We start from the raw sequence: 22,263 nt of genomic DNA, 5'->3' as shown, positions 1-22,263 counted from the left end.
GGACTGCCGCCATCGGCGTGTCGCGCCTACCGTGGCGCCATTCCGCCTGGAGGTGATGGTGATGGAGCAGGGCAAGGAAGTGCTGGCCAGCCTGCGTGGTGTGTACAAACGCTACGGTGCGTTGGCGGCGCTGGATGGCGTGGACCTGGACCTGCATGCCGGACAGGTGCTGGCGCTGCTCGGGCCCAACGGCGCCGGCAAGAGCACCACCATCGGCCTGCTGCTGGGCCTGCTGCGCGCCGATGCCGGGCAGGTGCACTTGTTCGGTGACGATCCGCAGCAACTGGCGGCACGGCGCAATATCGGGGTGATGCTGCAGGACGCCCAGCTGCCGGAAACTCTGAGCGTGGCGGAACTGCTGCGGCTGTCGGCCAGCTACTACCCGATGCCGCGCACCGTGGACGAATGTGCGGCGCTGGCTGGTATCGAGGACCTGCTGCAACGTCGCTACGGAAGACTTTCCGGAGGCCAGCAGCGACGTGTGCAGTTCGCCGTCGCCATCTGTGGCCGGCCGCGCCTGCTGTTTCTGGACGAGCCCACCGTCGGCCTCGACCTGCCCGCGCGGCAGCGGCTGTGGGCCACGGTGCGCACCCTGGTGGACGAGGGTGCGGCGGTGGTGCTGACCACCCACTATCTGGAAGAGGCAGAGCAACTGGCCGACCGCATCTGCGTGATGCGGCGTGGGCAGGTGGTCAGCGACGGCAGCGTCGCGGCCCTGCGGGCCCGCGTGCTGGTCCGCACGGTGCGTTGCCAGTCGCAGCTGGATGCCGCGCAGGTCGCACGCTGGCCGGGCGTGCGCCAGGCCCAGCGCGAGGGCGACCGCCTGCATCTGGCCTGCGACCAGGTGGAGGCGGTGGTACGGCGCCTGCTTGCTGCCGATCCGGACCTGTCCGCGCTGGAGGTCAAACCGGCCGGACTGGAAGAGGCGTTTTACGATCTCACCCACCCCCACGCACAGGCGGCCTGATGAACACCTCCTCTTCGATCCTGGCCGGTACGCGTACCGTGCCCGCCATGTCCGGCCGGCGCCTGCTCGGTGCCTATCTGCAGGAGGCGCGCGCCGAATGCCTGCGCTACCTGCGCAGCCCCGGCTTCGTGCTGCCCTCGCTGCTGTTCCCCGCCACTTTCTACCTGATGTTCGCGGTGATGCTGGGTTTCGGCCATTCCGCTGACGGGCCGCGCTTCCTGCTGGGCACCTATTCCACCTTCGGGGTGATGGCGCCCGGCCTGTTCTGCTTTGGCGTATCGCTGGCGCTGGAGCGCGGCAACGGCCTGCTCAGGCTCAAACGTGCGCTGCCGATGCCACCGGCCGCCTACCTCGTCGGCAAGATGGTGATGGCGATGCTGATGGCGCTGATGATCGGGGTGCTGTTGCAGGTGCTGGCGGTGCTGGTCGCGGGCGTGGCGTTGTCGGCATCCCAGGTGCTGCGCCTGACCGTGACCTGTGTGCTGGGCGCGTTGCCATTCTGCGCGTTGGGTCTGTTGATTGGCACGCGGGTGAAGGGCGATGCCGCGCCGGCGCTGGTGAACCTGCTGTACCTGCCGATGGCCTTGCTGTCGGGGCTGTGGTTCCCGCTGTCGATGCTGCCGCCGCTGCTGCGCACGCTGGCGCCGATCTGGCCCAGTCATCACCTGAACCTGATCGCCCAGTCCTCGCTCGGCTTCGATACGGGTAGCACCTGGCCGCATGTGGCATGGCTGGCGGTGTTCACTGTCGCGGTGACGCTGCTGGCGGCGTGGCGTCTGCACCGTCATGGCTGATGGCATCATGGCCCGCACTGCAACCGGAGCCGTCCGCTGATGTCCCGTCTTCTCCCCGCCTGGCTTGCGCCGGCCCCGGATTCGGTGGTGGCCGACAACCTCAGGCTCGGAAAATGGCCCTGGATCGACGCGGTCCATCTGTTCTGGACGGTGTGGGTGTTCATCACGCCGATGTTCGGCGGCGGTTACACCGTGCGCTGGGCGCTGATCACGCTGTGGTCCTATCCGCTGTTCCTTCTGTTGTACGCGATGGCATTGCTGGCGCCACGACGCCGCGCGCCATTGTTCGCGCTGGTAATGATCGTGTTGTCGATGGTACTGCTGCGCGTCTATCCGTCCGGTCTGAGCTACTTCATTTTCGGCTGCGTGATGCTGCGGGCCAACCGCGCCATCGGCACCGGTCGCTACCTGATCGAAGTGCTGCTGTTGAACGTGGTGTTCGTGGCGCTGGCCTCGTGGATCGGCTACCCGTGGCAGACCGTTGCCTGGGTGCCGGTGCTGGCGGTCATCATCGGCATCATCGTCAACGTGGAGCGCGCCAGCAGCGAGAAGGACGCCGCGCTGCGGCTCTCGCATGAAGAGGTGCGCCGCCTGGCCGCTACCGCCGAGCGCGAGCGCATCGGTCGGGATCTGCATGACCTGCTCGGCCATACCCTGTCATTGATTACGTTGAAAATGGAGCTGTCGCGCAAGTTGTTCGAGCGTGACCCGCAGCGATCGCAGCGCGAGCTGGCCGAGGCCGAGCAGATCGCCCGGGATGCGCTGGCACAGGTGCGCAGTGCGGTCACCGGATTCCGCGCCGCCGATCTGGCCGCCGAACTGGCGTCGGCGCATCTGCTGCTGGAGTCCTCGCATGTGCATCTGCGCTATTCGCCACCGCCGCCGATGCCGGCCTGGATCGAGGCGGGGCTGTCGATGATCCTGCGCGAAGCGGCCACCAATATCGCCCGGCATGCCCAGGCCAATGCGGCGCAGATCGCCATCCACAGCGAGCCCGGCGCGGTGTGGATGGAGGTCGTCGATGATGGCCGAGGCGGTGTGGCGGCCAATGGCAACGGCCTGGCCGGCATGCGTGAGCGGGTACTGGCGCTGGGGGGCGAGCTGCGGATCGATTCGCCCAAGGGGCAGGGAACACGGTTGAAGGTGCGCATTCCCGTCACTGCCACGACGCCGTCGTTGCCGCTGGCAGATGCTGCACCGTTGCCGCCTGACGCAGCCGCGGCCGGGGAGGTCCGCGCATGATCCGCATCCTGCTGGCCGAGGACCAGGCGATGGTGCGCGGCGCGTTGTCGGCGCTGCTCAACCTGGAGACGGATATCGAAGTGATTGGCACCGCGGCCGATGGCGAGATCGCCTGGCGGGAGCTGCAGCGGCTCACGCCCGATGTGCTGGTCACCGATATCGAGATGCCGGGACTGACCGGGCTGGAACTGGCCCAGCGCGTGCAGCGCCACGGGCTGCCGGTGAAGGTGGTGATCGTCACCACCTTCGCGCGAAGTGGCTTCCTGCGCCGCGCGCTGGATGCCGGCGTGCAGGGCTATCTGCTCAAGGATGCTCCGGCCGAGAAGCTGGCCGAGGCCCTGCGCCAGGTGCAGCGCGGTGGCCGCGCGATCGATCCGCAGCTCGCGGTCGAAGCGTGGTCCGAAGCCGATCCGCTCAATGACCGCGAGCGCCAGGTGTTGCGACTGGCCGGCGAAGGCCGCTCGGCCAACGAGATCGCCGAACAGCTCGGCCTGTCGCACGGCACGGTGCGCAACTACCTGTCCGAATGCATCGGCAAGCTCGGCGTGGCCAACCGCATCGAGGCGTATCGCCTCGCGCGGCAGAAAGGCTGGCTGTAGCCGTTACGGACGCTCGCGGCGTGGGCCGCGGGCCATCGCCTGGAACACGCCGTCGCGGCGTACCCAGGCGTGGTACAGCGCCGCCGACAGGTGCACCAGCACCGTGGCGAACAGCAGGTAGGCCAGGAGCCCGTGCGCTGCCCGCAACGGCGCATACAGCCCGGGCGAGTGCGGCACGATCGCCGGCAGATGCACGCTGCCGAACATCACGACCGGATAGCCGCCGGCCGACAGCATCGCCCAGCCGATCAGCGGCATCGCCAGCATCAGCGCATACAGCACCCAGTGCGATGCCTCCGCGGCGAACTTCTGGATGGCAGGCAGATCGGCTGGCAGCGGCGGCGCGCGGTGGCTCAGGCGGTTGCCCAGGCGCACCAGTGCCAGCAGCAGGATGGCGATCCCGAGCGGGCGATGCAGGTCGATCAGCGCCGGCCGCAAGGTCAGCGAGGCGACCATGATCACGCCGACAAACAGCATCGTCAGGATCAGCACTGCCATGCTCCAGTGCAGCAGGCGGGCGAGCAGGTTGAAGTGCGAAGGATCAGGTTTCATGGGTGAGCCGCTCATCGGGTTACTCCCTGGCCGGTGGCTTGGATGGCTTTGCCGCTGGCGATTTCGCGTTCGCGCCGGTCGAATGATTTGGCATACACCGCCGAGCGCGCCGCCAGGATCGGGTCATCGGACGCTTCCACGCCGGTGGGCAGGATCAGGGGATCGAAGTTCAGATCGCGGCAGGCGCCGTCGGCCTGCGGCTGCCACTGCAGCAGTGTCAGCGTGCCCACCGTCACCTGCTGGCGGTTTTCCGGCCAGGGTTGGGAGGGATCGTCGATCGCATCACCGGGCTCGGGCAGGCTCACCTGCATGTCCCAGCGCACCGGGCCGGCGGCCAGGCGCTGGCCCAGTTCCTCGGCCAGATAGTCCAGCGGAGCCTGCGCGCGCTGGGCTTTGTCCATTTCCACAAACGGCGCCTGGGGCCGCATCGACCAGCGCACCGGCTGGGCGTCGCCGGCGGCGTTGATGAAGCGGAAGCTGTGGATGCCGTTGTAAGCGGTGTTGGCCCAGCTGCTGGACCACGGCGCCGACTTGGCCCAGGCCTGGAATCGCCGCGCCTGCGGGTACTTGTCCAGGAAGACGGCCATCTTGGCCGGGTCGGGCTTGCCGGTGGCCGGATCCGGGATCTGGGCGCGGGTCTGCTCCAGAAACGCCGCCGCCGAGGGCACGGCGAAGAACGGGAAGCTGTTCATCGCCATCCGCCACTCCTGGCCGTCGTCGCTGCGCAGTTGCAGCGCCATGCTGCGCACGCGGGCCGCGGCATCGGCGCCATGCGGATCGCCGCCGCCAATCGACATCCGCCCCAGCACCGGCACCGCCGTCTGCGAGAACACCCGGGCTTTGGACAACGCAGCGCCCTCGGCCGTGCCCTGGAAGGTGCCCGTCACACAGATGCCCTTGCTGTGGGCACGGCGGAAACCGGGATGCCGCGCGCCGGTGGCCTCGATCGTGTTGATGAACGTGGACGCGGTCAGGCGCTGGCTGCTGCCGATCCAGCCGGCCGACCAGGCAAAGGCGACCGCGCCGAGCCCGGCGATGCCCGCGATACCGGCCAGCGGCAGCCAGCGGTGTCGGCGCGTTACAGGGGGGGGAGAGTCGGCAGTCATGGGCGTTTCCTGGGTGTGTTGACAGGTAGGACGTGCGGGCGCGCTGTCTATTCCATCGGACTGCGAAAAATATTCCGGAAAGGTTTTGCCCGGTCCGGGAATAATCCTCCGACATTAGCGTCATACCTGTAACTCTGCTGCCTGACTGTGATGGATACCTTCGACGACGAACGCCTGCGCGCGCTGTTGCCCCGCTTGCGCCGGTTTGCCCGCTCACTGGCGGCCGATCCGGCCAGTGCGGACGATCTGGTGCAGGCCACGCTGGAGCGCGCACTGCGCCGCTGGCATACCCGGCGCGAGGACGATGCGCTGCAGGCCTGGCTGTTCTCCATCCTCTATCGCCAGTTCATGGACGAACGCCGGCGAGCGGCGCGCTGGCAGCGGGTGGTGGCCTTGTTCGCACCGCAGCAGGCCGGCACCTCGCCATCGGCAGAGCGCGTACACGATGGACGTGCGCAGCTGGCCGCCTTTGCCCGGCTGCCGGTCGAACAGCGGGCGTTGCTGATGCTGGTCAGTGTTGAAGGCTTCAGCTATCGCGAAGCGGCCGAGGCGCTGGGCATTCCGATCGGCACGGTGATGTCACGGCTGTCGCGGGCGCGCGACCGGCTGCGTGCGCTGGATGAAGGCACCGCCGATACCACTCCGGCACTGCGGGTACTGAAATGAACACACTGCCTCCCGACGACGAAGCACTGCACGCCTACGTGGATGGGCGCCTGGACGCCGACCGTGTCCGCACCCTGGAGCACTGGCTGCAAAACCACCCGGAGCAGGCCGCGCGCATCGCCGGCTGGAAACGCGATGCCGCCTCGCTGCGTGCGACCTGGGCCGGTCTGGAGCCATTGCCGGCCGATACCCCCCTGGCGCCGCCGCAGATCCGCCGCCAGCTGCAGCGGCAACGACGCGCGCGGATGGGGCTGGTCGCCAGTTGTGTGCTCGCCCTCGGTCTTGGCACGACGCTGGGCTGGCAGGCGCGCGAGCTGCGCATGGCCGGTGAGCGCCTGCCGATGGCCGATGCCGTCGCTGCCTACCGTCTGTTTGCCGACACGGATGTGCCGCTGGAGTCCGGGGCCGGTCGTGACAGTCCGCTGCAGGGCTGGCTGCAGGCCAACTTCGGCGCGGCCGGCGCGGCGCCGGACCTGCAGTCGCAGGGGTTCCAGCTGCAGGGCGGACGCATGCTGTCCACCCCGGAAGGCGCGGCGGCCATGCTGGTCTACCAGGATGCCGACGGGGCCCGCATCGGCCTGTATCTGCGGCCGCGCAGCGACCGCTTCAGCCAGGGCGAGCGCCGCGATGGGCGCCTGCTGGCGCAGTACTGGGCGGAGGGAAATACCGCCTTCGCGCTGGTCGGGCCGGCCACCCAGGCACGGATGCGCGAGTTGCGACCGTTGTTGCACACCGCGGGCTGACGCCCGTCAGGACATCAGCCCGCAGCGGTGATGCTCAGCGGCCGTAACGGGTCTTGAGCATCGCCCAGGCCGAGCGCAGCGCCAGCGCTTCGCCCCCGGCCGGACGGCCCGCGCGCGCGCTGTCGTTCCACGCGTACACGTCCAGATGCGCCCAGGTCTGGCCGGCTTCGATGAAGCGTTCCAGATACAGCGCGGCGGTGACCGAGCCGGCCATGCGCGAACCGGCATTGGCCATGTCGGCGATACCGCTGTTGAGGTAGCGCAGGTACGGGCGCCACAACGGCATGCGCCAGACCGGATCGCGGGTGGCGTCGCCGGCGTCGAGCCACTGCTGGGCCAGGGTGTCATCGTTGGCGAACAGCGCCGGCAGGTCCGGGCCCAGCGCGATCCGCGCCGCGCCGGTGAGCGTGGCGAAATCGATGATCGCCTCGGGCTGCTGCTCGCTGGCATAGGTCAGCGCATCGCACAGCACCAGCCGGCCCTCGGCGTCGGTGTTGTCGATCTCCACGGTGATGCCCTTGCGGGTGGTGATGACCTCGCCGGGACGGAACGCGTCCGGGCCGACCGCGTTCTCCACCGCGGCGATCAGCAGGGTCAGCCGCACTGGCAGTTCCTGTGCCATCACCAGCCCGGCCAGCGCCAGCGCGTGGGCGGCGCCGCCCATGTCCTTCTTCATGTTGCGCATGCCATCAGCCGGCTTCAGGTCCAGGCCGCCGGTGTCGAAACACACGCCCTTGCCGACCAGCGCCAGATGCGGCGCATCGGCCTTGCCCCAGCGCAGTGCGATCAGTCGCGGTGCACGGTGCGAGGCGCGGCCGACCGCATGGATGGTCGGGAAATTCTGTTCCAGCAGTTCGTCGCCGGCGATCACTTCCAGTTCGCCGCCATGGGCGTTCACCAGCGCACGTGCGGCATCTTCCAGCTGCTGCGGGCCCATGTCCTCGGTGGGCGTATTGACCCAGTCGCGCACGCGCAGGCAGGCGGTGATGACATCGGCCACTTCGCTGGACGGGGAGGCCAGCAGTTGCGCCGGTGCGCGTGCCGGCTTGCGGTAGCGGGCGAAGCGGTAGCTGCCCAGGCCCCAGCCCAGCTGCAGGTTGCTGGCACTGGCCATATCCAGTTCGCCGGCCACCTTCCAGACACTGCCGGCCGGGAGCGCGAACGGGGCGTGCGCATAGCTGTAGGCATCGGCGCGATCACCCACGCCCAGCACCGCACCGGCCAGGCCGTCGGTGCCGGGTAGCAGCGCGACCGAGCCGGGCGCGGCGCTGAACTGCTGGCTCTTCAGCCAGGCCTGCAGGGCGGCCGGCTGCTGCGCGTTCCACGCGGCAAAACCGTTGTGGTCGAGCACGTACAGGGGGAGCGCGTGCGAAGAATCCGTGGTGAAACCATTGAGCGTGGACATGCAATACCTCTACTGCGTCTGGTGGCGGCCGCCGGTTCAGGCCAGGTGGCTGGATGCGTTGGCATCGAGCCAGTCGGCCAGTCCGGTCAGGGTGTCGAACTGCAGATCGGGCTGCAGCTCCGGATGGGTCCATGTATGTGCGTCGCGATTGATCCAGCAACCGCGCAGGCCCGCGCGGATGGCGCCGGCCACGTCCATCTCGGCGTGATCGCCGACGTGCAGCACCTGTGCCGGCGCCACGCCGAGGCGCTCGCAGGCGGCATGGAAGATGCCCGGGTCCGGCTTGGCCGCGCCGAACTCGCGCGAACCCAGCTGGAAGGCGAACAGCTCGCCGATGCCGATGCGCTGCAGATCGGCGTTGCCGTTGCTGACCGCCGCCACCGGCACGCGCGTGGCGATACGGCGCAGCGCGGCCAGTGCATCGGGATAGAACTCGACCTGGTTGCGCGCGGCGTAGAAGGCCTCATAGGCCGGCTCCAGCAGCGCCGGGTTGGCGCCGCTGTTGTCCAGCGCTTCGGCCAGTGTCAGCCGCCGCAACGCGCTCAGGTCATGGTGCAGATGGGGGTTGTCGACGAAGGTGCGCTCGCGCAGTTCGCGCATCGCTTCCACCGGGTACAGGGTGGCCGTCGCCGGGCTGTGCTCGCGCATCCAGTCGTGCAGCACCTGGTCGATCCGCGCGCCGATGGGCGCGAACGGCCAGAGGGTGTCGTCCAGATCGAGGGTGATGGCTAGGACAGGGAAGTTCACCGCGCCATTTTACGTCAAGCCATCGGCGCAGGCCTGCGATGCACTATTCCAGCAGCCTGGCCCAGCCCTGCATGCCGTCCAGCCGGGTCAGCACCAGTTTCACGCAGACCAGCAGCGGCACCGCCAGCAACAGCCCGACCATCCCCCACAGCCAGCCGAACAGCATCAGCGCCAGGATCAGCATCAGCGGCGAGATCGCCATGCTGCGGCCGAGCACCACCGGCGTCACCAGCTGGCCCTCCAGCGTGTGCAAGGCCAGGTAGCACAGCGCCGGCAGGAACGCGGTGAGCGGATCGCGGAACTGCACAAAGCCCATCAGCAGCATCAACGCGATGCCGAGCAGCGGCCCCACGTAGGGCGCGAAATTCAGCAGTGCCGCCACCGTGCCCCACAGCAACGCTTCGGGCAGCGCGATGCCCAGCAGCATCAGCGCGCCGGCCAGGGCCAGCCCCAGCAGCACGTTGATCACGCTGATGGTCAGCACGTAGCGCGAGATCTCGCGCTCGATCGAGCGCAGGATGTCGGCGGTGAAACGCTTCTGTTGGCGGGTGGGCAGCAGCGCCAGCACATGCCGTTGCAGGCTGTCGCCATAGATCATGAAAAACAGCGTCAGCAGCACCACCGCCAGCGCCGAGGCTGCCAGCTTGGGCGTGCGCACCAGCGCCTTGTAGGGGTCATCGAGCTGGGTACGGATCACCTGCACCTTGCGGCTGCCCTCGCCGGCGGCGGCGCGGGCAAAGCTCTCGGCCGCCTGGTTGGCCTGCTGCACCGGTTTGACCAGCGCCTGCACCTGGCGCGAGATCTGCCGCATCTGCTGCGGCGCCTCTTGCACCCAGTCGCTGGCCGGCCCGGCCAGCTGCACCGCCAGCGCGCCACTGCCGGCCAGCCCACCCAGCAACACCAGCACGGCGCCCAGAAACCGCGGGACATGCAGCCTCTGCAGCCCGCGGATGATCGGGTTTCCCACCAGTGCGAAGAACATCGCCAGCAGCACCGGCAGGATCACGCTCTGCGCGGCCCACAGCGTGTAGCCGACGGCCAGGGTGGCCAGCACCACCAGCGCCGTCGGCGAACGCGGACGTGGCGCGGGGGCAGGCGGGTCCTCAGGTGCGGCAATTTCGGGCAACGACTCGGACATGCGGACGATGCTCAGAAAGAGGGAGGGGCGGTGTGCCGGCGCGGGAGCTCAGGACTCTGATACATCGGTGGCGGCTTCGGCCGCGCGTGGCTGCACGGGGTCGGCGGCTGCGGCACCGGTCGAAGCGGCGGTTTCGGCCGCCTGTCCGGCATCATCGGCCGCAGCGCTGGCCTGTTGCGCCGCCATGCCCGCGGCTGCGGCCGCAAATGAAGCCACCGAGGCCTGTGCCGAGGCCACCAGTCCGGAGACCGAGCCGATCATCTGCAGCCAGCGGCCACCGCTGAAGGCGCCACCGGGCTCCAGCTTGCCGGCCGCAAAGCCGCCTGCCAGGCCGGCGATGACGATGCGCCCGGGGGTCCAGGCGCGCCGCCAGACATGGTTGAGCAAATTCCACTGGCTGAGGGTTTCGGTGCTGCGGACCTGCACCACGGCTTCGGCGCGCCGCACGCGGCGCTGCAGGACTTCGAACTTCATGGCGTGTTGTCCCCGGGCACGGTCACGTGGGCATCGGGATCTTCATCGCCGGGCTCATCGAACAGGCCCATCCGCGACAGCTGCCGGCGGGTGGCATGCATGCCGGTGTGGTGGAAGAAGTACGACACCCTCCAGATCGCATAGCCGGCCATCGCCAGACTGGCGAGGGTGGGGACCAGCAGCGATATGAACAGTGACAGGCCCAGGTACTGCAGCAACGCGACCAGCGTGGCGGCCAGCAGCAGCCACGCCGAGGCGCCGAACACGATCGCCACCCCGCTCCAAGCCAGGGCACGGCCGAAGGCGCTGCGGGCCAGGGCCAAATCGGCCGAGGCCAGGCGCCGCAGCGAACGGAACGTGTGGGAGGCCGAATCCAGCGTCTGGCGACCGGCATTGCCGATCTGGCGGATGCTCTCTTCCAGTCCGGGGGCTGGCGCATCCGCTCCTGCCGGTTCACCCGGTGGCGGTGTGGCGTGTTCGCTCACGCCGGTCAGTCGTTGCTGCGGGCGAGCTTGGCGATGATCCAGCCGGCGGCGAAGGCCACGCCGAAGGAGGCCAGTGGCCGCTCGCGGATCAGCTCGGCGGCGCTGTCGATCAGATCCTTGCTCTTGTCCATCAGTGCGTCCATCTGTTCCTTGGCGGCGGCACCGCCCAGCTCGGCCGCGGCCAAGCCGGACAGGGCGCTGTCAGACAGCTCGGCCTTCATGTTGGCCTTGCCCAGGCGCAGTTCGTCAGTGGCGGCGCCGGCGGCGCCCTTGACCGCCGAGCCGGCGGCATTCGCGGCCGACTTCAGGTGCGCGCCGGCCTCGCCCAGATGCTCTTTCATGTTTTCGGTATTGGTGGGGCTCATCGTGATCTCCTGGTTTCAGCGGGAGCGCCGCGAGGCGGCGCGCGGGTTGCAGCGGGCGTCCAGAAATACCAGTCGCGGGGTGTAAGGCGCGTTACGGACGATGAACCATCATCGCATCAACAGCTGACCGCGCGTGTTGCCGCGCAGAATGCTCAGCGCCAGTTGCGGCGGGCGTGGTTGGAAACTGGCGCGCCAGCTGGCCAGATCGGTGAACTCCCCGCTGCTGGCGGCAAGAATCACATCGCCACTGGCCAGCCCCGATTGTGCGGCGCGGCTGCCCCGTGCCACGTTGCTGACCAGCACGCCGTTGAGGCCGGCCTGACGCAGTGATTCGGGCAGATCGGCGAAGGTCGCGCCGCTCAGACGCGGATCCAGCGTTTCGCCGCTGACCGCACGCGGCTGTTCCTTCAAGGTGGCTTTGAGTTGCAGCGCTCTGCTGTCGCGACGCACTTCCAGCTCCACCGTGCGGCCTACCGGCTGCAGGCCCTCGAAGTTGTGCAGCGCCTGCGCGTTGTCCACGCGCTGGCCGTTGATCGCGGTGATCACATCGCCGGCCTTCAGCCCGGCGGCCATCGCCGCCGAGGCGGGCAGCACCCGCGTCACCAGTGCGCCGCGTGCTTCGGCCAGTCCCAGGCCCTGCGCGATCTGCGGGCTCAGGTTCTGCGTTTCCACGCCCAGCGTGCCGCGCACCACCACGCCCTTGGTGATCAGCTGCTCGACCACGTCGCGCGCCAGGTTGGAGGGAATGGCCAGGCCCAGGCCGATGTTGCCGGCCATGCTGCCCTGCGGGTTGAAGCTGGCGGTGTTGATGCCGATCAGCTGGCCGGACAGGTTGACCAGCGCACCGCCGGAGTTGCCCGGGTTGATCGAGGCATCGGTCTGGATGAAGTTCTGGTAGCCCAGCCCGCGGATGCCACTGCGGCCCACCGCCGAGACGATGCCGCTGGTCACCGTCTGGCTGAAGCCGAACGGGTTGCCGATGGCGACCACGAAGTCGCCCACGCGCAGCTGGTCGCTGTTGCCCAGGCGGATCTCGGTGAGCTTCTCGGCCGGGATGCGGATCAACGCGATGTCGGTGTCGGCATCGGAGCCGAGGAACTCGGCCTTGACCGTACGTCCGTCGGCCAGGGTCACCTGCACATCGTCGGCGTTTTCGATCACATGGTGGTTGGTCAGCACATAGCCCTTGGCCGCATCGATGATCACGCCCGAGCCGAGCGACTCGTTGATGCGCTCGGCCGGCACCTGCGGGAACAGGCGGCGGAAGAACGGATCGTTGAAGTAGGGGTTGCGCACCCGTACCACCTGCTTGGTATTGACGCTGACCACGGCCGGCATCACCTGCTCCAGCATCGGCGCCAGCGAGGGCAGCGGCTGCCCGGCCACCGAGGCCGGCAACGCGGCCGTGGCCGGCAGCGCGCTGGCCAGCGGCGCTGCATCGGCACGGTTGTCCAGGTGGGCGTTGATCGCCGTGGCGGTAAAGCCACCGAAGGCGGCGGCCAGGGCCAGAGGCAGCAAAGTGGGGATCGGTCGCATAAGTGCGGTAGCTCCGTGCACAGGCGCCAGGGGGCGCGTCGGGATGGGGCGGAATTCACTGAACGCGAGTGTGGCCGCCGATGGCTAAATCGACAATGAAATATTCCGCACCGCCGCAATCCCAAGGCCGGCAAGCGCTTCGCCGATTGCAAGGGGCTGGCGGCAGATTTTTCGTTTGACATCACCTTGCCGCTGGGTAAGCTTGGCCTCGCCATCAGCCACAATATATTGGGTTGATGTGAAACGCGCCCCCAAGCAGTAGGGTTATGCTCGGGGCGAGCACCCCAGCGGAAGGCGTGCAATGACAGCGAAAACGATGCAGATAACCGGTAGTCCCCGGAGTCCCCTCATCTCGCCAGCAGGCGCGTAACCACGCGGCTGTGCGTCGTCGTCGTTGCCGCCCGGCCCGCCGGGGAAGAGCCAAATCGCGCCCCATGGCGCCTTGAAGAGAATTTCCATAATCATGAGCACGGTGCGTCTTGAAGTGGTCAGCAATCAAACCAAATCGGACCTGATCCCTCTGCAGCCTGCCTCGCAGGACATCTGGGAAAAGAAGTACCGCCTCACGACCAAGGCGGGTGAAGCGCTGGATGCCGATATCGACGGTACCTACCAGCGCGTGGCCCGTGCCCTGGCCGATGCCGAAGCCAGTGAAGAGAAGCGCGCCTACTGGTACGAGCGTTTCGTCTGGGCGCTGCGCCGCGGTGCCATCCCGGCCGGCCGCATCACCTCCAATGCCGGCGCGCAGGAACACAAGCCGGCCACCAGCACGATCAACTGCACCGTGTCGGGCACCATCACCGACTCGATGGACGGCATCCTGGAGAAGGTCCACGAAGCGGGCCTGACCCTGAAAGCCGGCTGCGGCATCGGCTACGAGTTCTCCACGCTGCGCCCGCGCGGCGCATTCGTCGCCGGCGCCGGCGCCTACACCTCCGGTCCGATGTCCTTCATGGATATCTACGACAAGATGTGCTTCACCGTGTCCAGTGCCGGTGGCCGTCGTGGCGCGCAGATGGGCACGTTTGATGTGTCGCACCCGGACGTGAAGGATTTCATCCGCGCCAAGCGCGAGGACGGGCGCCTGCGCCAGTTCAACCTGTCGCTGCTGATCACCGACGGTTTCATGGAGGCGGTCAAGACCGATGCCGACTGGCCGCTGGTGTTCCCGTTCAACACCAAGGAACACGGCGACATCGACCTGGCCAAGGCCGAGGACGTGGTCTGGCGCGACTGGCCGACCCACGAGAACTACATCGTCCGCGACGATGGCCTGGTCGCCTGCAAGGTCTACGGCCACATCCGTGCCCGCCACCTGTGGGACATGATCATGGTCTCCACCTACGACTACGCCGAGCCGGGTTTCATCCTGATCGACCGCGTCAACGAGATGAACAACAACTGGTGGTGCGAGAACATCCGCGCCACCAACCCGTGTGGCGAACAGCCGCTGCCGCCGTACGGCGCCTGCCTGCTGGGCTCGGTCAACCTGACCAAGTTCGTGCGCGATCCGTTCACCGACAAGGCCAGCTTCGACTGGGACGAGTACAAGGAAGTGGTGCGCGTGTTCACCCGCATGCTCGACAACGTGGTCGAGGTCAACGGCCTGCCGCTGGAGCAGCAGCGCAACGAGATCATGCGCAAGCGCCGCCACGGCATGGGCTTCCTCGGCCTGGGCAGCACCATGACCATGCTCCAGATGAAGTACGGCTCCAAGGAATCGTGCGAATTCACCGAAGCCATCGCCCGCGACATGGCCGTGGCCGGCTGGGAAACCGGTCTGGAACTGGCCCGCGAGAAGGGCGCCGCGCCGATCATGGACGAGCAGTTCACCGTTACCGCCGCGATGCTGCGCCAGCGCCCGGAAATGAAGAAGGACGGCTGGAAGGTCGGCCAGACCATCGCCGGCAAGGTGCTGCACGCCAAGTACAGCCGCTACATGCAGCGCATCGCCACGGTTGCCCCGGAACTGGTCAAGGAACTGGCCGAAACCGGCGCGCGCTTCACCCACCACAGCTCCATCGCCCCGACCGGCACGATTTCGCTGAGCCTTGCCAACAACGCCTCCAACGGCATCGAGCCCTCGTTCGCGCACCACTACAGCCGCAACGTGATCCGCGAGGGCAAGAAGTCCAAGGAGAAGGTGGACGTGTTCTCCTTCGAGCTGCTGGCCTACCGCGCGCTGGTCAACGCCAAGGCCATGCCGTTTGCCGAAGACGCCGACGCGCAGCTGCCGGAGTACTTCATCAGCGCCGACGACATCTCGCCCAAGGAACACGTGGACGTGCAGGCCGCCGCGCAGAAGTGGGTGGACAGCTCGATCTCCAAGACCGCCAACGTCCCCACCGATTACCCGTACGAGCAGTTCAAGGACATCTACCGTTACGCCCACGAGCAGGGGCTGAAGGGCTGCACCACGTTCCGCTTCAACCCGGCCGCCTTCCAGGGCGTGCTGGTCAAGGAAGCGGACCTGGAAAACACCACCTACCGCTTCGAGCTGGAAGACGGCTCCACGGTGGAGGTCAAGGGCAACGAACAGATCGAGTACGACGGCGAAATGCACACCGCCGCCAACCTGTTCGATGCCTTGAAAGAAGGGTATTACGGCAAGTTCTGAGTAATGTCCCGGCCGTCCCGCCGCTGCGGCGGGGCGGTGACGCGATGGTCGCCGCCATCGGGTTGTACCGCGTGAGTTCCACGTTGCATCGGCTTCGAGATAGCATCGCCCACGTTACAGACCCGACGCCCTGAGGAGGGCTTTATGAGCAATGGTAATGGTGTGACGGCGACCGTTTCCCAGGTTGTCGAGACTGTGAAAGAAACCACCGCCCATCTGGGAGACAGCCTGGCGGTCACCGCCAGCGACGCCGTTGTCGCAGTCAAGGCCCGCGCCCGCAAAGCCGAGGCCGGCGCCAAGCAGCAGGTCGCCAAGGTGAAGAAGGCCGTGGCCAAGGCCGAGAAGGTCGTCGCCAAGAAGGCGGCCGCTGCCAGCAAGGAAGTGAAGAAGACCGTCTCCTCGGTACGCAAGAAGCTGGAAACGGCCAAGGTCAACGCCCAGGCCGAAGCGGCCGCGCTGAAGAAGCAGGGCGCCGGCAAGCGCGCCGCGGCCAAGAAGGCCCTGGCCAAGGTCGAGAAGACCGCGGCCAGCAAGGCGGCCTCGGCGAAGAAGACGGTGAAAACCGCCGAGAAGAAGGTCGCCAAGGCCGTGACCAGGAAAGCCGCTGCCACCAAAAAGGCAGTGAAGGCCACCGAGAAGAAGGTGGCCAAGGCCGTGGTCAAGAAGACCGCCGCCGCCAGGAAGGCGGTGAAGAGCGTCGAGAAGAAGGCGGTCAAGAAGGTCGTCGCTGCCAAGAAGGCAGTGAAGAAGGTCGAGAAAAAGGCGGTCAAGAAAGTCGCCGCCGCCAGGAAGGCGGTAAAGACTGCCGAGAAAAAGGCCGTCAAGAAGGTCGCCACCGCCAAGAAAGCGGTGAGGAAAGTTGAAAAGAAGGTCGTCAAGCAGGCCGCGGCCGCCAAAAAGACCGCTGCCAAAAAGGCCGCGACCGTGAAGAAGGCGGTCAAGAAGGCCGTTCGCAAGTAAGTCGCACCGCGCGCCCCGTCCTCACCGCGAGGACGGGGTTGCTGCCGCATACCCCGCACCACCACGCATATCCAGGACACGCACCATGGCCGTCAAAATCGACAAGAAAATCAAGGGTTACTCCGTCGTCACTCCGGACGACAAAGCCCGGGAAGCAGCGGCCAGCGCCCCGGTTGCCGTGGTCCAGGACGCCTCGCCGCTGGACAACATCGTGCACATGCACGAGCGCATCGAGCGCCCGGAAGTGCTGATCGGCAGCACCTACAAGATCAAATCGCCGCTGGTGGAGCACGCCTTCTACGTGACCATCAACGACATCGTGCTCAACGCCGATACCCAGCACGAGCTGCGCCGTCCGTTCGAGATCTTCATCAACTCCAAGTCGATGGAGCATTTCCAGTGGATCGTGGCGCTGACCCGCATCATGTCGGCCGTGTTCCGCAAGGGCGGCGACGTCACCTTCATCGTCGATGAGATGAAGGCCGTGTTCGACCCGAAGGGCGGCTACTTCAAGGCCGGTGGCGTGTACATGCCGTCGCTGGTGGCCGAGCTGGGCTTCATCGTCGAAGAGCACATGAAGTCGATCGGCCTGCTGCACGATCCGGAAATGAGCGCGCACCAGCGCGCCATGATTGCCGAGAAGCGCAAGCAGTTCGAGGAACACTCAAAAAAAAACGCTGAAGCCGTAACCGTCGCGGTTGCCGCCGTGGAAGCGGGCGAGGACGCCAGTGCCGACAACGGCAGTTTCCCGGCCGCGGCGACCATGTGCCACAAGTGCAGCACCAAGGCGCTGGTGGTGATGGATGGGTGTCAGACCTGCTTGAATTGCGGGTATTCAAAGTGCGGGTAACTTATGGCGCTTGTTGATATAGAAGAGCTTGTCGAACGCGTTCGAGGCGAAAGAGGAAGGGCGTTTATTCGTGAAGCTGTGCTTTGCTACAAGGCTGGTGCGTATCGCTCATGCGTAGTCGCAACTTGGATCGCTCTTATATACGATTTTATCGAAAAGTTTAGAGAGCTAGCTCTTTCTGGGGATGAGTCTGCTAAGAAGCTTGTGCTGGAGTTCGATCGAATTCAAGGCGCGCGAGACACTGCTGCTGCTTTGAAATTCGAAAGAGAAGTGCTTGATGTTGCTCGTGACGATTTCGAGCTTATTTCATCTCAAGAGCTGGTTGATCTTAAGCGTCTATTCGAAGATCGAAATCGATTCGGCCACCCGAACATAAACCAGGATTCGGATGAGCTAGATGCAACCCCCGAGCTGGCAAGGATGCATTTAAGAAATGCTGTCGAGCACGTTATGCATCGTGCGCCGGTCCAGGGCAAGGTGGCTCTAAGCGCAATTCAGGCTGCCGTCGATTCCCCGCTTTTCCCTGTGAAAATTAGTGAAGCTGCTATTGCACTTAGTGGGACGCCTCTCGTTCGCGCTAAAAAGGTCGTCGTTCGCGAATTTTTCTTAGGGTGCACAACTTCTCTAATTCGAGAGAAACTTCCTGCTGGTACTTTCGAAAGGCGGTGCGCTGCTGCCTCGGCTACCCGAAAGATGCATGCGGAAGTTGTAGGCGAAGTTGTTGAATCAAAAATTAGCTCTGTCTTTGAAAAGACGTCAGACGAATATCTGGATCGCCTTATTGTACTTCTGAATAAGGAGCCGGATTTTGAAAGGTACGTCAGTGCTGCGCTTCAGATCAGGCTCAAATCTTTCATTAAAGGGCTGGACGATACTAAGTTGGCGGTTTTGAATTTCATTGCTACCGATAGCTTGTTGCTTGAGGTTGCCTTGGAACGTCTTTCTAGGGTCACCGCGTCCCAGATGCGTGATTTTGTCCAGCGTGCTGCAGCTGAGCCTGCGCAAGCCGTTGTTGAGCGTGCTATCGAGCTTGTGGAGCAATCAAAGAGTTGGGATTCATCAAATGCGGTGCTCTCCGTTATTGGGGAGCGAATGCTGACCGTTCTGAGTAAGGAAAATGCGCGAAGAATTTTGGCGGCAAATTCCAATGGTGAGGTCAAGTGGAGCTTTAGCTACCCTGAGATAATTAAGAAATTAGTGGCTATGGGATTGCTTACCAAAGAAGAGGTTGAGAAGGTGGCATTGCTTGCAGGAGATGGCCCCTTGATCTCGCTCTTCGATTGACGAGAACAGTAACTTAGCCCTGTTCAAAAAAAACAGGGGTCAGCCAAAAACAGGGGTCAGAGTCGATTATTCGATCTGGCCCTTTTTCTTTGGGGTGGATCAAGGTCAAAGGCTTCCGTCTGCTGCGCAGCCGGGTAACTTTTGATGCGGCAAAAGTCACCAAAACCGCTTTCGCCGGACGCGTGCCGATGCGTTGAAGCCGCATCGGTTCCCTGCGCTCCTCGCGGATCGGGGCGGCGCGGAACTCGCTGCGCTCAGACACCCGCGCCTTCTTCCCCCGATCCACTGCGGTGCTCGGCACGCTTTGACGGCTCGGGTGGATCAAATGCGGTAAGCCAACAACGCGTAGCCCGGGTAAGCGACGCGCACCCGGGGCGTTCCCTGATGGCAACGTGCGGCTTTCCCGGGTGCGGCCCGGGCCTTACCCGGGCTACGGTGGGTCGCGTGATAGGGCACGGAGTAGCTTGGGATGGTGCGATACCGACGGAACCGGGTTGCGGGCGCACCTATTTCTTCACGGAGCCGCATCGGTCAGCTGTGCTCCTCGCGGATCGGGGCGGCGCGGAACTCGCTGTGCTCAGACACCCGCGCCTTCTTCCCCCGATCCACTGCGGTGCTCGGCACGCTTTGACGGCTCGGGTGGATCAAAAGCTGAAATCAAAAGCTAAAAACAGGGGTCAGAGTCGATTGTTGGTTCTGATCCTTTTGTTTTGGCGGTGGATCAAGGTCAAAGGCTTCCACACGCTGCGCGTGCGGGTTCCTTTTGTCTTGGCAAAAGGAACCAAAACCAGGAAAACAGGGGTCAGAGTGGATTATTCGCTCTGGCCTTTTTGTTATGGAGATGGGTCAAGGTCAAAGGCTTCCACACGCTGCGCGTGCGGGTTCCTTTTGTCTTGGCAAAAGGAACCAAAACCGCTTCCGCCGGACGCATGCCGATGCGATGGAGCTGCATCGGTTCCCTGCGCTCCTCGCGGATCGGGGCGGCGCGGAACTCGCTGCGCTCAGACACCCGCGCCTTCTTCCCCCGATCCACTGCGGTGCTCGGCACGCTTTGACGGCTCGGGTAGATCAAATGCTGTAAGCAACAGCAACAGCAACAGCAACAGCAACAGCAACAGCGTGGCAATGCGGCCGTCGCGGTTGACGTTCATCCCCGTAGAGCATGGCCAATGACTGGCGCGAATACCCGAAGGGCGACGCGCAGGAGCGCGTCGTTTTTCGCCGGTACATGGATGTGCCGTCGAAAAATGCGCCGGGCAGTGGCGGACCCGCGCATCGCGCGGGCATGCGTCCCGGGTGTGCTTTCTTTTGGTTACTTTTCTTTGCACAGGCAAAGAAAAGTGACTCGCACACCGCAGGTGCACGAAAGCTTTTCTGCCTTGGCTTTTCAAGATCAGAGGGGGAGCAGGGGGCGGAGTGGATTATTCGCTCTGGCCCTGGGTTTCCGTTCTGTCCGTCTTAGACAGGTGCCGCTTCACTGGGCTTTGGTGCGACCAAGCAAGGCATAAAGCCCGATCGCGCCGAAGGTGGCGCAGCCGATGCCGCCGAGCGCGAACTCGCCGAACTTCAAGGTGAACTCGCCGGTGCCGAGGATCAGGGTGATGGCCGCCACGATCAGGTTCTTGGTGTCGGAAAAATCCACCTTGTTGTCGACCCAGATCTTGGCGCCGGCAATGGCGATCAGACCGAACACCACGATCGACACCCCGCCCATCACCGGCAGCGGGATGGCCTGGATCAGGGCGCCGAACTTCGGTGAGAAGCCCAGCGCGATGGCGATCAGCGCCGCGACCAGGAACACCGCGGTGGAGTAGATGCGGGTGGCGGCCATCACGCCGATGTTCTCGGCGTAGGTGGTCACGCCCGTGCCGCCGCCGGCAGCGGAAACCAGGGTCGCCACGCCGTCACCGATGAAGGCGCGGCCCATGTACTGGTCCAGGTTCCTGCCGGTCATGGCGGTCACCGCCTTGATATGGCCCAGGTTCTCGGCCACCAGGATGATCACCACCGGCACGATCAGCAGCATGGCGCGGGTGCTGAAAACCGGCGCATGCATAGACGGCAGGCCAAACCACGGGGCGGCGGCGATGCCGCTGACATCGACGGGTTTGCCCATGCCCAGGCCGTTGGTCAGACCGGCATAGATGCCGCTGGCCACGATCAGGCCGATCAGGATCAGCAGGCGCTGCAGCATGCCGCGGGTGAACACCGCCACCAGCGCGACCGACAGGAAGGTCACCGCCTGCATCCACGCATCGAAGTTGTTGGCGGCCATGGTCTTGATGGGAATCGAGGCCAGGTTCAGGCCGATCACGGCCACTACGGCGCCAGTGACGACCGGCGGCATGAAGCGTTCGATCCATCTCGTGCCCACCGCGTGGACCAGCACGCCAATGGCGATGTAGACCAGGCCACAGGCCATGATGCCGCCCAACGCCAGCCCGATATTGGCGTTGGCCCCCTGGCTGGCCACATAGCCGGTGGCCACGTTCACCACGCCGATGAAGGCGAACGACGAGCCCAGGTAGCTGGGGACCTTGCCGCCGGTGATGAGGAAGAAAATCAGGGTGCCGACACCACTCATCAGCACGGCCAGGTTGGGGTCAAACCCCATCAGGATGGGCGCGAGCACCGTCGAGCCAAACATGGCGATCACGTGCTGGATGCCCATTAGCCCCGTTTGTGCCCAGGGCAGGCGCTCGTCGGGTCCGATGACGCCGCCGTTCTGCAGCGCGGGGGGGGACTTTTCGGTCCATGAGAACATGCCCATCTGGTTTGCATCCGGAGAACTGCTGGGCTGATTGTAGAGGCCGGGCGTGCCCACGGAAATCGGAAGAAAACCCCGCTGTCAGAGTCAATTATTCGCTCTGGCCCGCTGGTTTTGGCGATGGCTCGAGGTCAAAGGCTTTCGCCTGCTCCGCGGCCGGGTGCATTTGACCGGCCATTCGGCCGTTGAGGATCGGCTGACGCGGCAGAAGTCACCTGCCGGGCGTGGCGATGAACGGCGACGCCGGCTCGAAGGATGAGCGCCGCAGGTCCGAATCAAACCGCTTCCGCTGGATGCATGTCGATGTGATGAAGCGGCACCGGTTCCCTGGGCTGCGCGGATCGCGAAAGTGCGCAGGTTGCGGTGATGTCATCAATGGCGGCGTCTGTCATCACTGTCTGCATATGGGCGGTCGGCGAGGATCGGGTTTCCCTCAAGTGGAGAAACGTGGATGACCACACCCGAAGAGCTTCAGGAAAAACTCTGGAAAACCTTGGCCTCCGACCGTACCGTGCTGCTGGGTGTGCCGGGCAGTTACCACGGCGCGCCCAGGCCGATGACCGCCCTGGTGGAGGGAGAGCATGGCCCGGTATGGTTCTTCGCCGGCCGGCCCAATACGCTGGCGGACCTGGCCCGGACGGGGACGGCGGCGCAGGTGCTCGTGGTGGCCAAGGGGCATGAACTGTTTGCGACCATCAATGGCACGTTGAGCGTGCACAACGATCCGGCCATGATCGAGCGCCTGTGGAACCCGTTTATTGCCGCGTGGTTCGAGGGCAAGGATGATCCCACGCTGGTACTGCTGCGCTTTGATCCCGCTGATGCCGAGGTCTGGAAGAACGAGAACAACCTTCTGGCCGGGATCAAGATGATGCTGGGTGTGGACCCGAAGAAGGACTACGCCGACAACCAGGCGCACATCAATCTGCGCTGAGCGGTGCCCGCGTATCGAAGGGGATTGAACGC

At 65.4% G+C, this 22,263-nt stretch carries 24 protein-coding genes; 11 read left to right on the top strand and 13 right to left on the bottom strand.

The genetic code is table 11. The features are described 5' to 3' along the window. Positions 1 to 61 precede the first annotated feature (61 nt). Genes ACVOMH_RS03940 through ACVOMH_RS03925 form a run of 4 tightly spaced genes read left to right on the top strand, consistent with a single transcriptional unit; the run spans position 62 to position 3,602 of the window. Entirely contained in the window at positions 62 to 967 is a 906-nt protein-coding gene (locus ACVOMH_RS03940) for an ABC transporter ATP-binding protein (protein ID WP_481551153.1), read from the top strand. Further along, the gene (locus ACVOMH_RS03935; protein WP_481551115.1) at positions 967 to 1,761 is read left to right on the top strand and encodes an ABC transporter permease; all 795 of its coding nucleotides are present in this window, start codon (positions 967 to 969) and stop codon (positions 1,759 to 1,761) included. Before ACVOMH_RS03940 ends, ACVOMH_RS03935 begins: the two co-directional genes overlap by 1 nt. Before the next feature lie 39 nt (positions 1,762 to 1,800). After that, positions 1,801 to 3,003: a sensor histidine kinase gene (locus tag ACVOMH_RS03930; protein ID WP_481551114.1), complete on the top strand. Its 1,203-nt coding sequence runs from the start codon at positions 1,801 to 1,803 to the stop codon at positions 3,001 to 3,003. Further along, positions 3,000 to 3,602 carry a response regulator transcription factor gene (locus tag ACVOMH_RS03925; protein ID WP_057505847.1) on the top strand — a complete coding sequence of 201 codons (603 nt, stop codon included), beginning with the start codon at positions 3,000 to 3,002 and terminating at the stop codon, positions 3,600 to 3,602. The genes ACVOMH_RS03930 and ACVOMH_RS03925 overlap by 4 nt, the downstream gene beginning before the upstream one ends. Before the next feature lie 3 nt (positions 3,603 to 3,605). Here ACVOMH_RS03925 and ACVOMH_RS03920 read toward each other — a convergent pair whose 3' ends face one another. After that, complete coding sequence (locus ACVOMH_RS03920; protein ID WP_481551113.1) at positions 3,606 to 4,154, bottom strand: cytochrome b; 549 nt, start codon at positions 4,152 to 4,154, stop codon at positions 3,606 to 3,608. Positions 4,155 to 4,165: 11 nt separating this feature from the next. Next, positions 4,166 to 5,260, bottom strand: coding sequence for a catalase family peroxidase (locus tag ACVOMH_RS03915; protein WP_481551112.1), 1,095 nt, complete (start codon positions 5,258 to 5,260; stop codon positions 4,166 to 4,168). A gap of 150 nt (positions 5,261 to 5,410) precedes the next feature. Between ACVOMH_RS03915 and ACVOMH_RS03910 the strand changes: the two genes are divergently transcribed. Beyond that, positions 5,411 to 5,926 (top strand): RNA polymerase sigma factor, encoded by a 516-nt coding sequence (locus ACVOMH_RS03910; RefSeq protein ID WP_054660978.1) that lies wholly within the window; start codon positions 5,411 to 5,413, stop codon positions 5,924 to 5,926. Continuing rightward, entirely contained in the window at positions 5,923 to 6,669 is a 747-nt protein-coding gene (locus tag ACVOMH_RS03905) for an anti-sigma factor family protein (protein ID WP_481551111.1), read from the top strand. Before ACVOMH_RS03910 ends, ACVOMH_RS03905 begins: the two co-directional genes overlap by 4 nt. 34 nt (positions 6,670 to 6,703) lie before the next feature. On the opposite strand, the gene ACVOMH_RS03900 is transcribed toward ACVOMH_RS03905, so the two are convergent. From ACVOMH_RS03900 to ACVOMH_RS03870, 7 genes are all read right to left on the bottom strand, one after another. Then, positions 6,704 to 8,074, bottom strand: coding sequence for a leucyl aminopeptidase family protein (locus ACVOMH_RS03900; RefSeq protein ID WP_481551110.1), 1,371 nt, complete (start codon positions 8,072 to 8,074; stop codon positions 6,704 to 6,706). A gap of 36 nt (positions 8,075 to 8,110) precedes the next feature. Beyond that, entirely contained in the window at positions 8,111 to 8,821 is a 711-nt protein-coding gene (locus ACVOMH_RS03895) for an HAD family hydrolase (protein ID WP_481522602.1), read from the bottom strand. Between the two features lie 43 nt (positions 8,822 to 8,864). Beyond that, positions 8,865 to 9,959, bottom strand: a complete 1,095-nt coding sequence (locus ACVOMH_RS03890; protein ID WP_481551109.1) for an AI-2E family transporter — start codon at positions 9,957 to 9,959, stop codon at positions 8,865 to 8,867. Positions 9,960 to 10,007: 48 nt separating this feature from the next. Continuing rightward, on the bottom strand, positions 10,008 to 10,433 hold the full coding sequence (locus tag ACVOMH_RS03885) for a hypothetical protein (RefSeq protein ID WP_057505853.1): 426 nt from the start codon (positions 10,431 to 10,433) through the stop codon (positions 10,008 to 10,010). Then, positions 10,430 to 10,918 carry a phage holin family protein gene (locus tag ACVOMH_RS03880; protein ID WP_481551108.1) on the bottom strand — a complete coding sequence of 163 codons (489 nt, stop codon included), beginning with the start codon at positions 10,916 to 10,918 and terminating at the stop codon, positions 10,430 to 10,432. Before ACVOMH_RS03880 ends, ACVOMH_RS03885 begins: the two co-directional genes overlap by 4 nt. Positions 10,919 to 10,923: 5 nt before the next feature. Then, on the bottom strand, positions 10,924 to 11,283 hold the full coding sequence (locus ACVOMH_RS03875) for a hypothetical protein (RefSeq protein WP_054660582.1): 360 nt from the start codon (positions 11,281 to 11,283) through the stop codon (positions 10,924 to 10,926). Positions 11,284 to 11,391: 108 nt separating this feature from the next. After that, the gene (locus tag ACVOMH_RS03870) at positions 11,392 to 12,819 is read right to left on the bottom strand and encodes a Do family serine endopeptidase (RefSeq protein ID WP_481551107.1); all 1,428 of its coding nucleotides are present in this window, start codon (positions 12,817 to 12,819) and stop codon (positions 11,392 to 11,394) included. 463 nt (positions 12,820 to 13,282) lie between these two features. Here ACVOMH_RS03870 and ACVOMH_RS03865 point away from each other — a divergent pair, with 463 nt between their 5' ends. The 4 genes from ACVOMH_RS03865 (at position 13,283) to ACVOMH_RS03850 (ending at position 18,530) form a co-directional block, all read left to right on the top strand. Beyond that, positions 13,283 to 15,436 carry an adenosylcobalamin-dependent ribonucleoside-diphosphate reductase gene (locus ACVOMH_RS03865; RefSeq protein WP_481551106.1) on the top strand — a complete coding sequence of 718 codons (2,154 nt, stop codon included), beginning with the start codon at positions 13,283 to 13,285 and terminating at the stop codon, positions 15,434 to 15,436. Positions 15,437 to 15,580: 144 nt separating this feature from the next. Beyond that, positions 15,581 to 16,396: a histone gene (locus tag ACVOMH_RS03860; protein WP_481551105.1), complete on the top strand. Its 816-nt coding sequence runs from the start codon at positions 15,581 to 15,583 to the stop codon at positions 16,394 to 16,396. 85 nt (positions 16,397 to 16,481) lie between these two features. Continuing rightward, positions 16,482 to 17,246, top strand: a complete 765-nt coding sequence (locus tag ACVOMH_RS03855; RefSeq protein WP_481551104.1) for a TSCPD domain-containing protein — start codon at positions 16,482 to 16,484, stop codon at positions 17,244 to 17,246. 3 nt (positions 17,247 to 17,249) lie between these two features. After that, entirely contained in the window at positions 17,250 to 18,530 is a 1,281-nt protein-coding gene (locus tag ACVOMH_RS03850) for a hypothetical protein (RefSeq protein WP_481551103.1), read from the top strand. 13 nt (positions 18,531 to 18,543) lie between these two features. On the opposite strand, the gene ACVOMH_RS03845 is transcribed toward ACVOMH_RS03850, so the two are convergent. The 4 genes from ACVOMH_RS03845 to ACVOMH_RS03830 all read right to left on the bottom strand — a co-directional run bounded on the left by ACVOMH_RS03845 (position 18,544) and on the right by ACVOMH_RS03830 (position 21,300). Next, entirely contained in the window at positions 18,544 to 18,792 is a 249-nt protein-coding gene (locus tag ACVOMH_RS03845) for a hypothetical protein (RefSeq protein WP_481551102.1), read from the bottom strand. Positions 18,793 to 19,332: 540 nt separating this feature from the next. Further along, positions 19,333 to 19,539, bottom strand: coding sequence for a hypothetical protein (locus tag ACVOMH_RS03840; RefSeq protein ID WP_481551101.1), 207 nt, complete (start codon positions 19,537 to 19,539; stop codon positions 19,333 to 19,335). Further along, positions 19,532 to 19,681 carry a hypothetical protein gene (locus ACVOMH_RS03835; protein ID WP_481551100.1) on the bottom strand — a complete coding sequence of 50 codons (150 nt, stop codon included), beginning with the start codon at positions 19,679 to 19,681 and terminating at the stop codon, positions 19,532 to 19,534. Before ACVOMH_RS03835 ends, ACVOMH_RS03840 begins: the two co-directional genes overlap by 8 nt. Before the next feature lie 323 nt (positions 19,682 to 20,004). Continuing rightward, complete coding sequence (locus tag ACVOMH_RS03830; RefSeq protein WP_481551099.1) at positions 20,005 to 21,300, bottom strand: solute carrier family 23 protein; 1,296 nt, start codon at positions 21,298 to 21,300, stop codon at positions 20,005 to 20,007. 448 nt (positions 21,301 to 21,748) lie between these two features. Here ACVOMH_RS03830 and ACVOMH_RS03825 point away from each other — a divergent pair, with 448 nt between their 5' ends. Next, the gene (locus ACVOMH_RS03825) at positions 21,749 to 22,231 is read left to right on the top strand and encodes a pyridoxamine 5'-phosphate oxidase family protein (protein ID WP_481551098.1); all 483 of its coding nucleotides are present in this window, start codon (positions 21,749 to 21,751) and stop codon (positions 22,229 to 22,231) included. Positions 22,232 to 22,263 lie beyond the last annotated feature (32 nt).

The sequence above is a fragment of the Stenotrophomonas sp. STEN013 genome (assembly GCF_056760355.1).
This window is presented reverse-complemented; position numbering and strand designations above follow the sequence as displayed.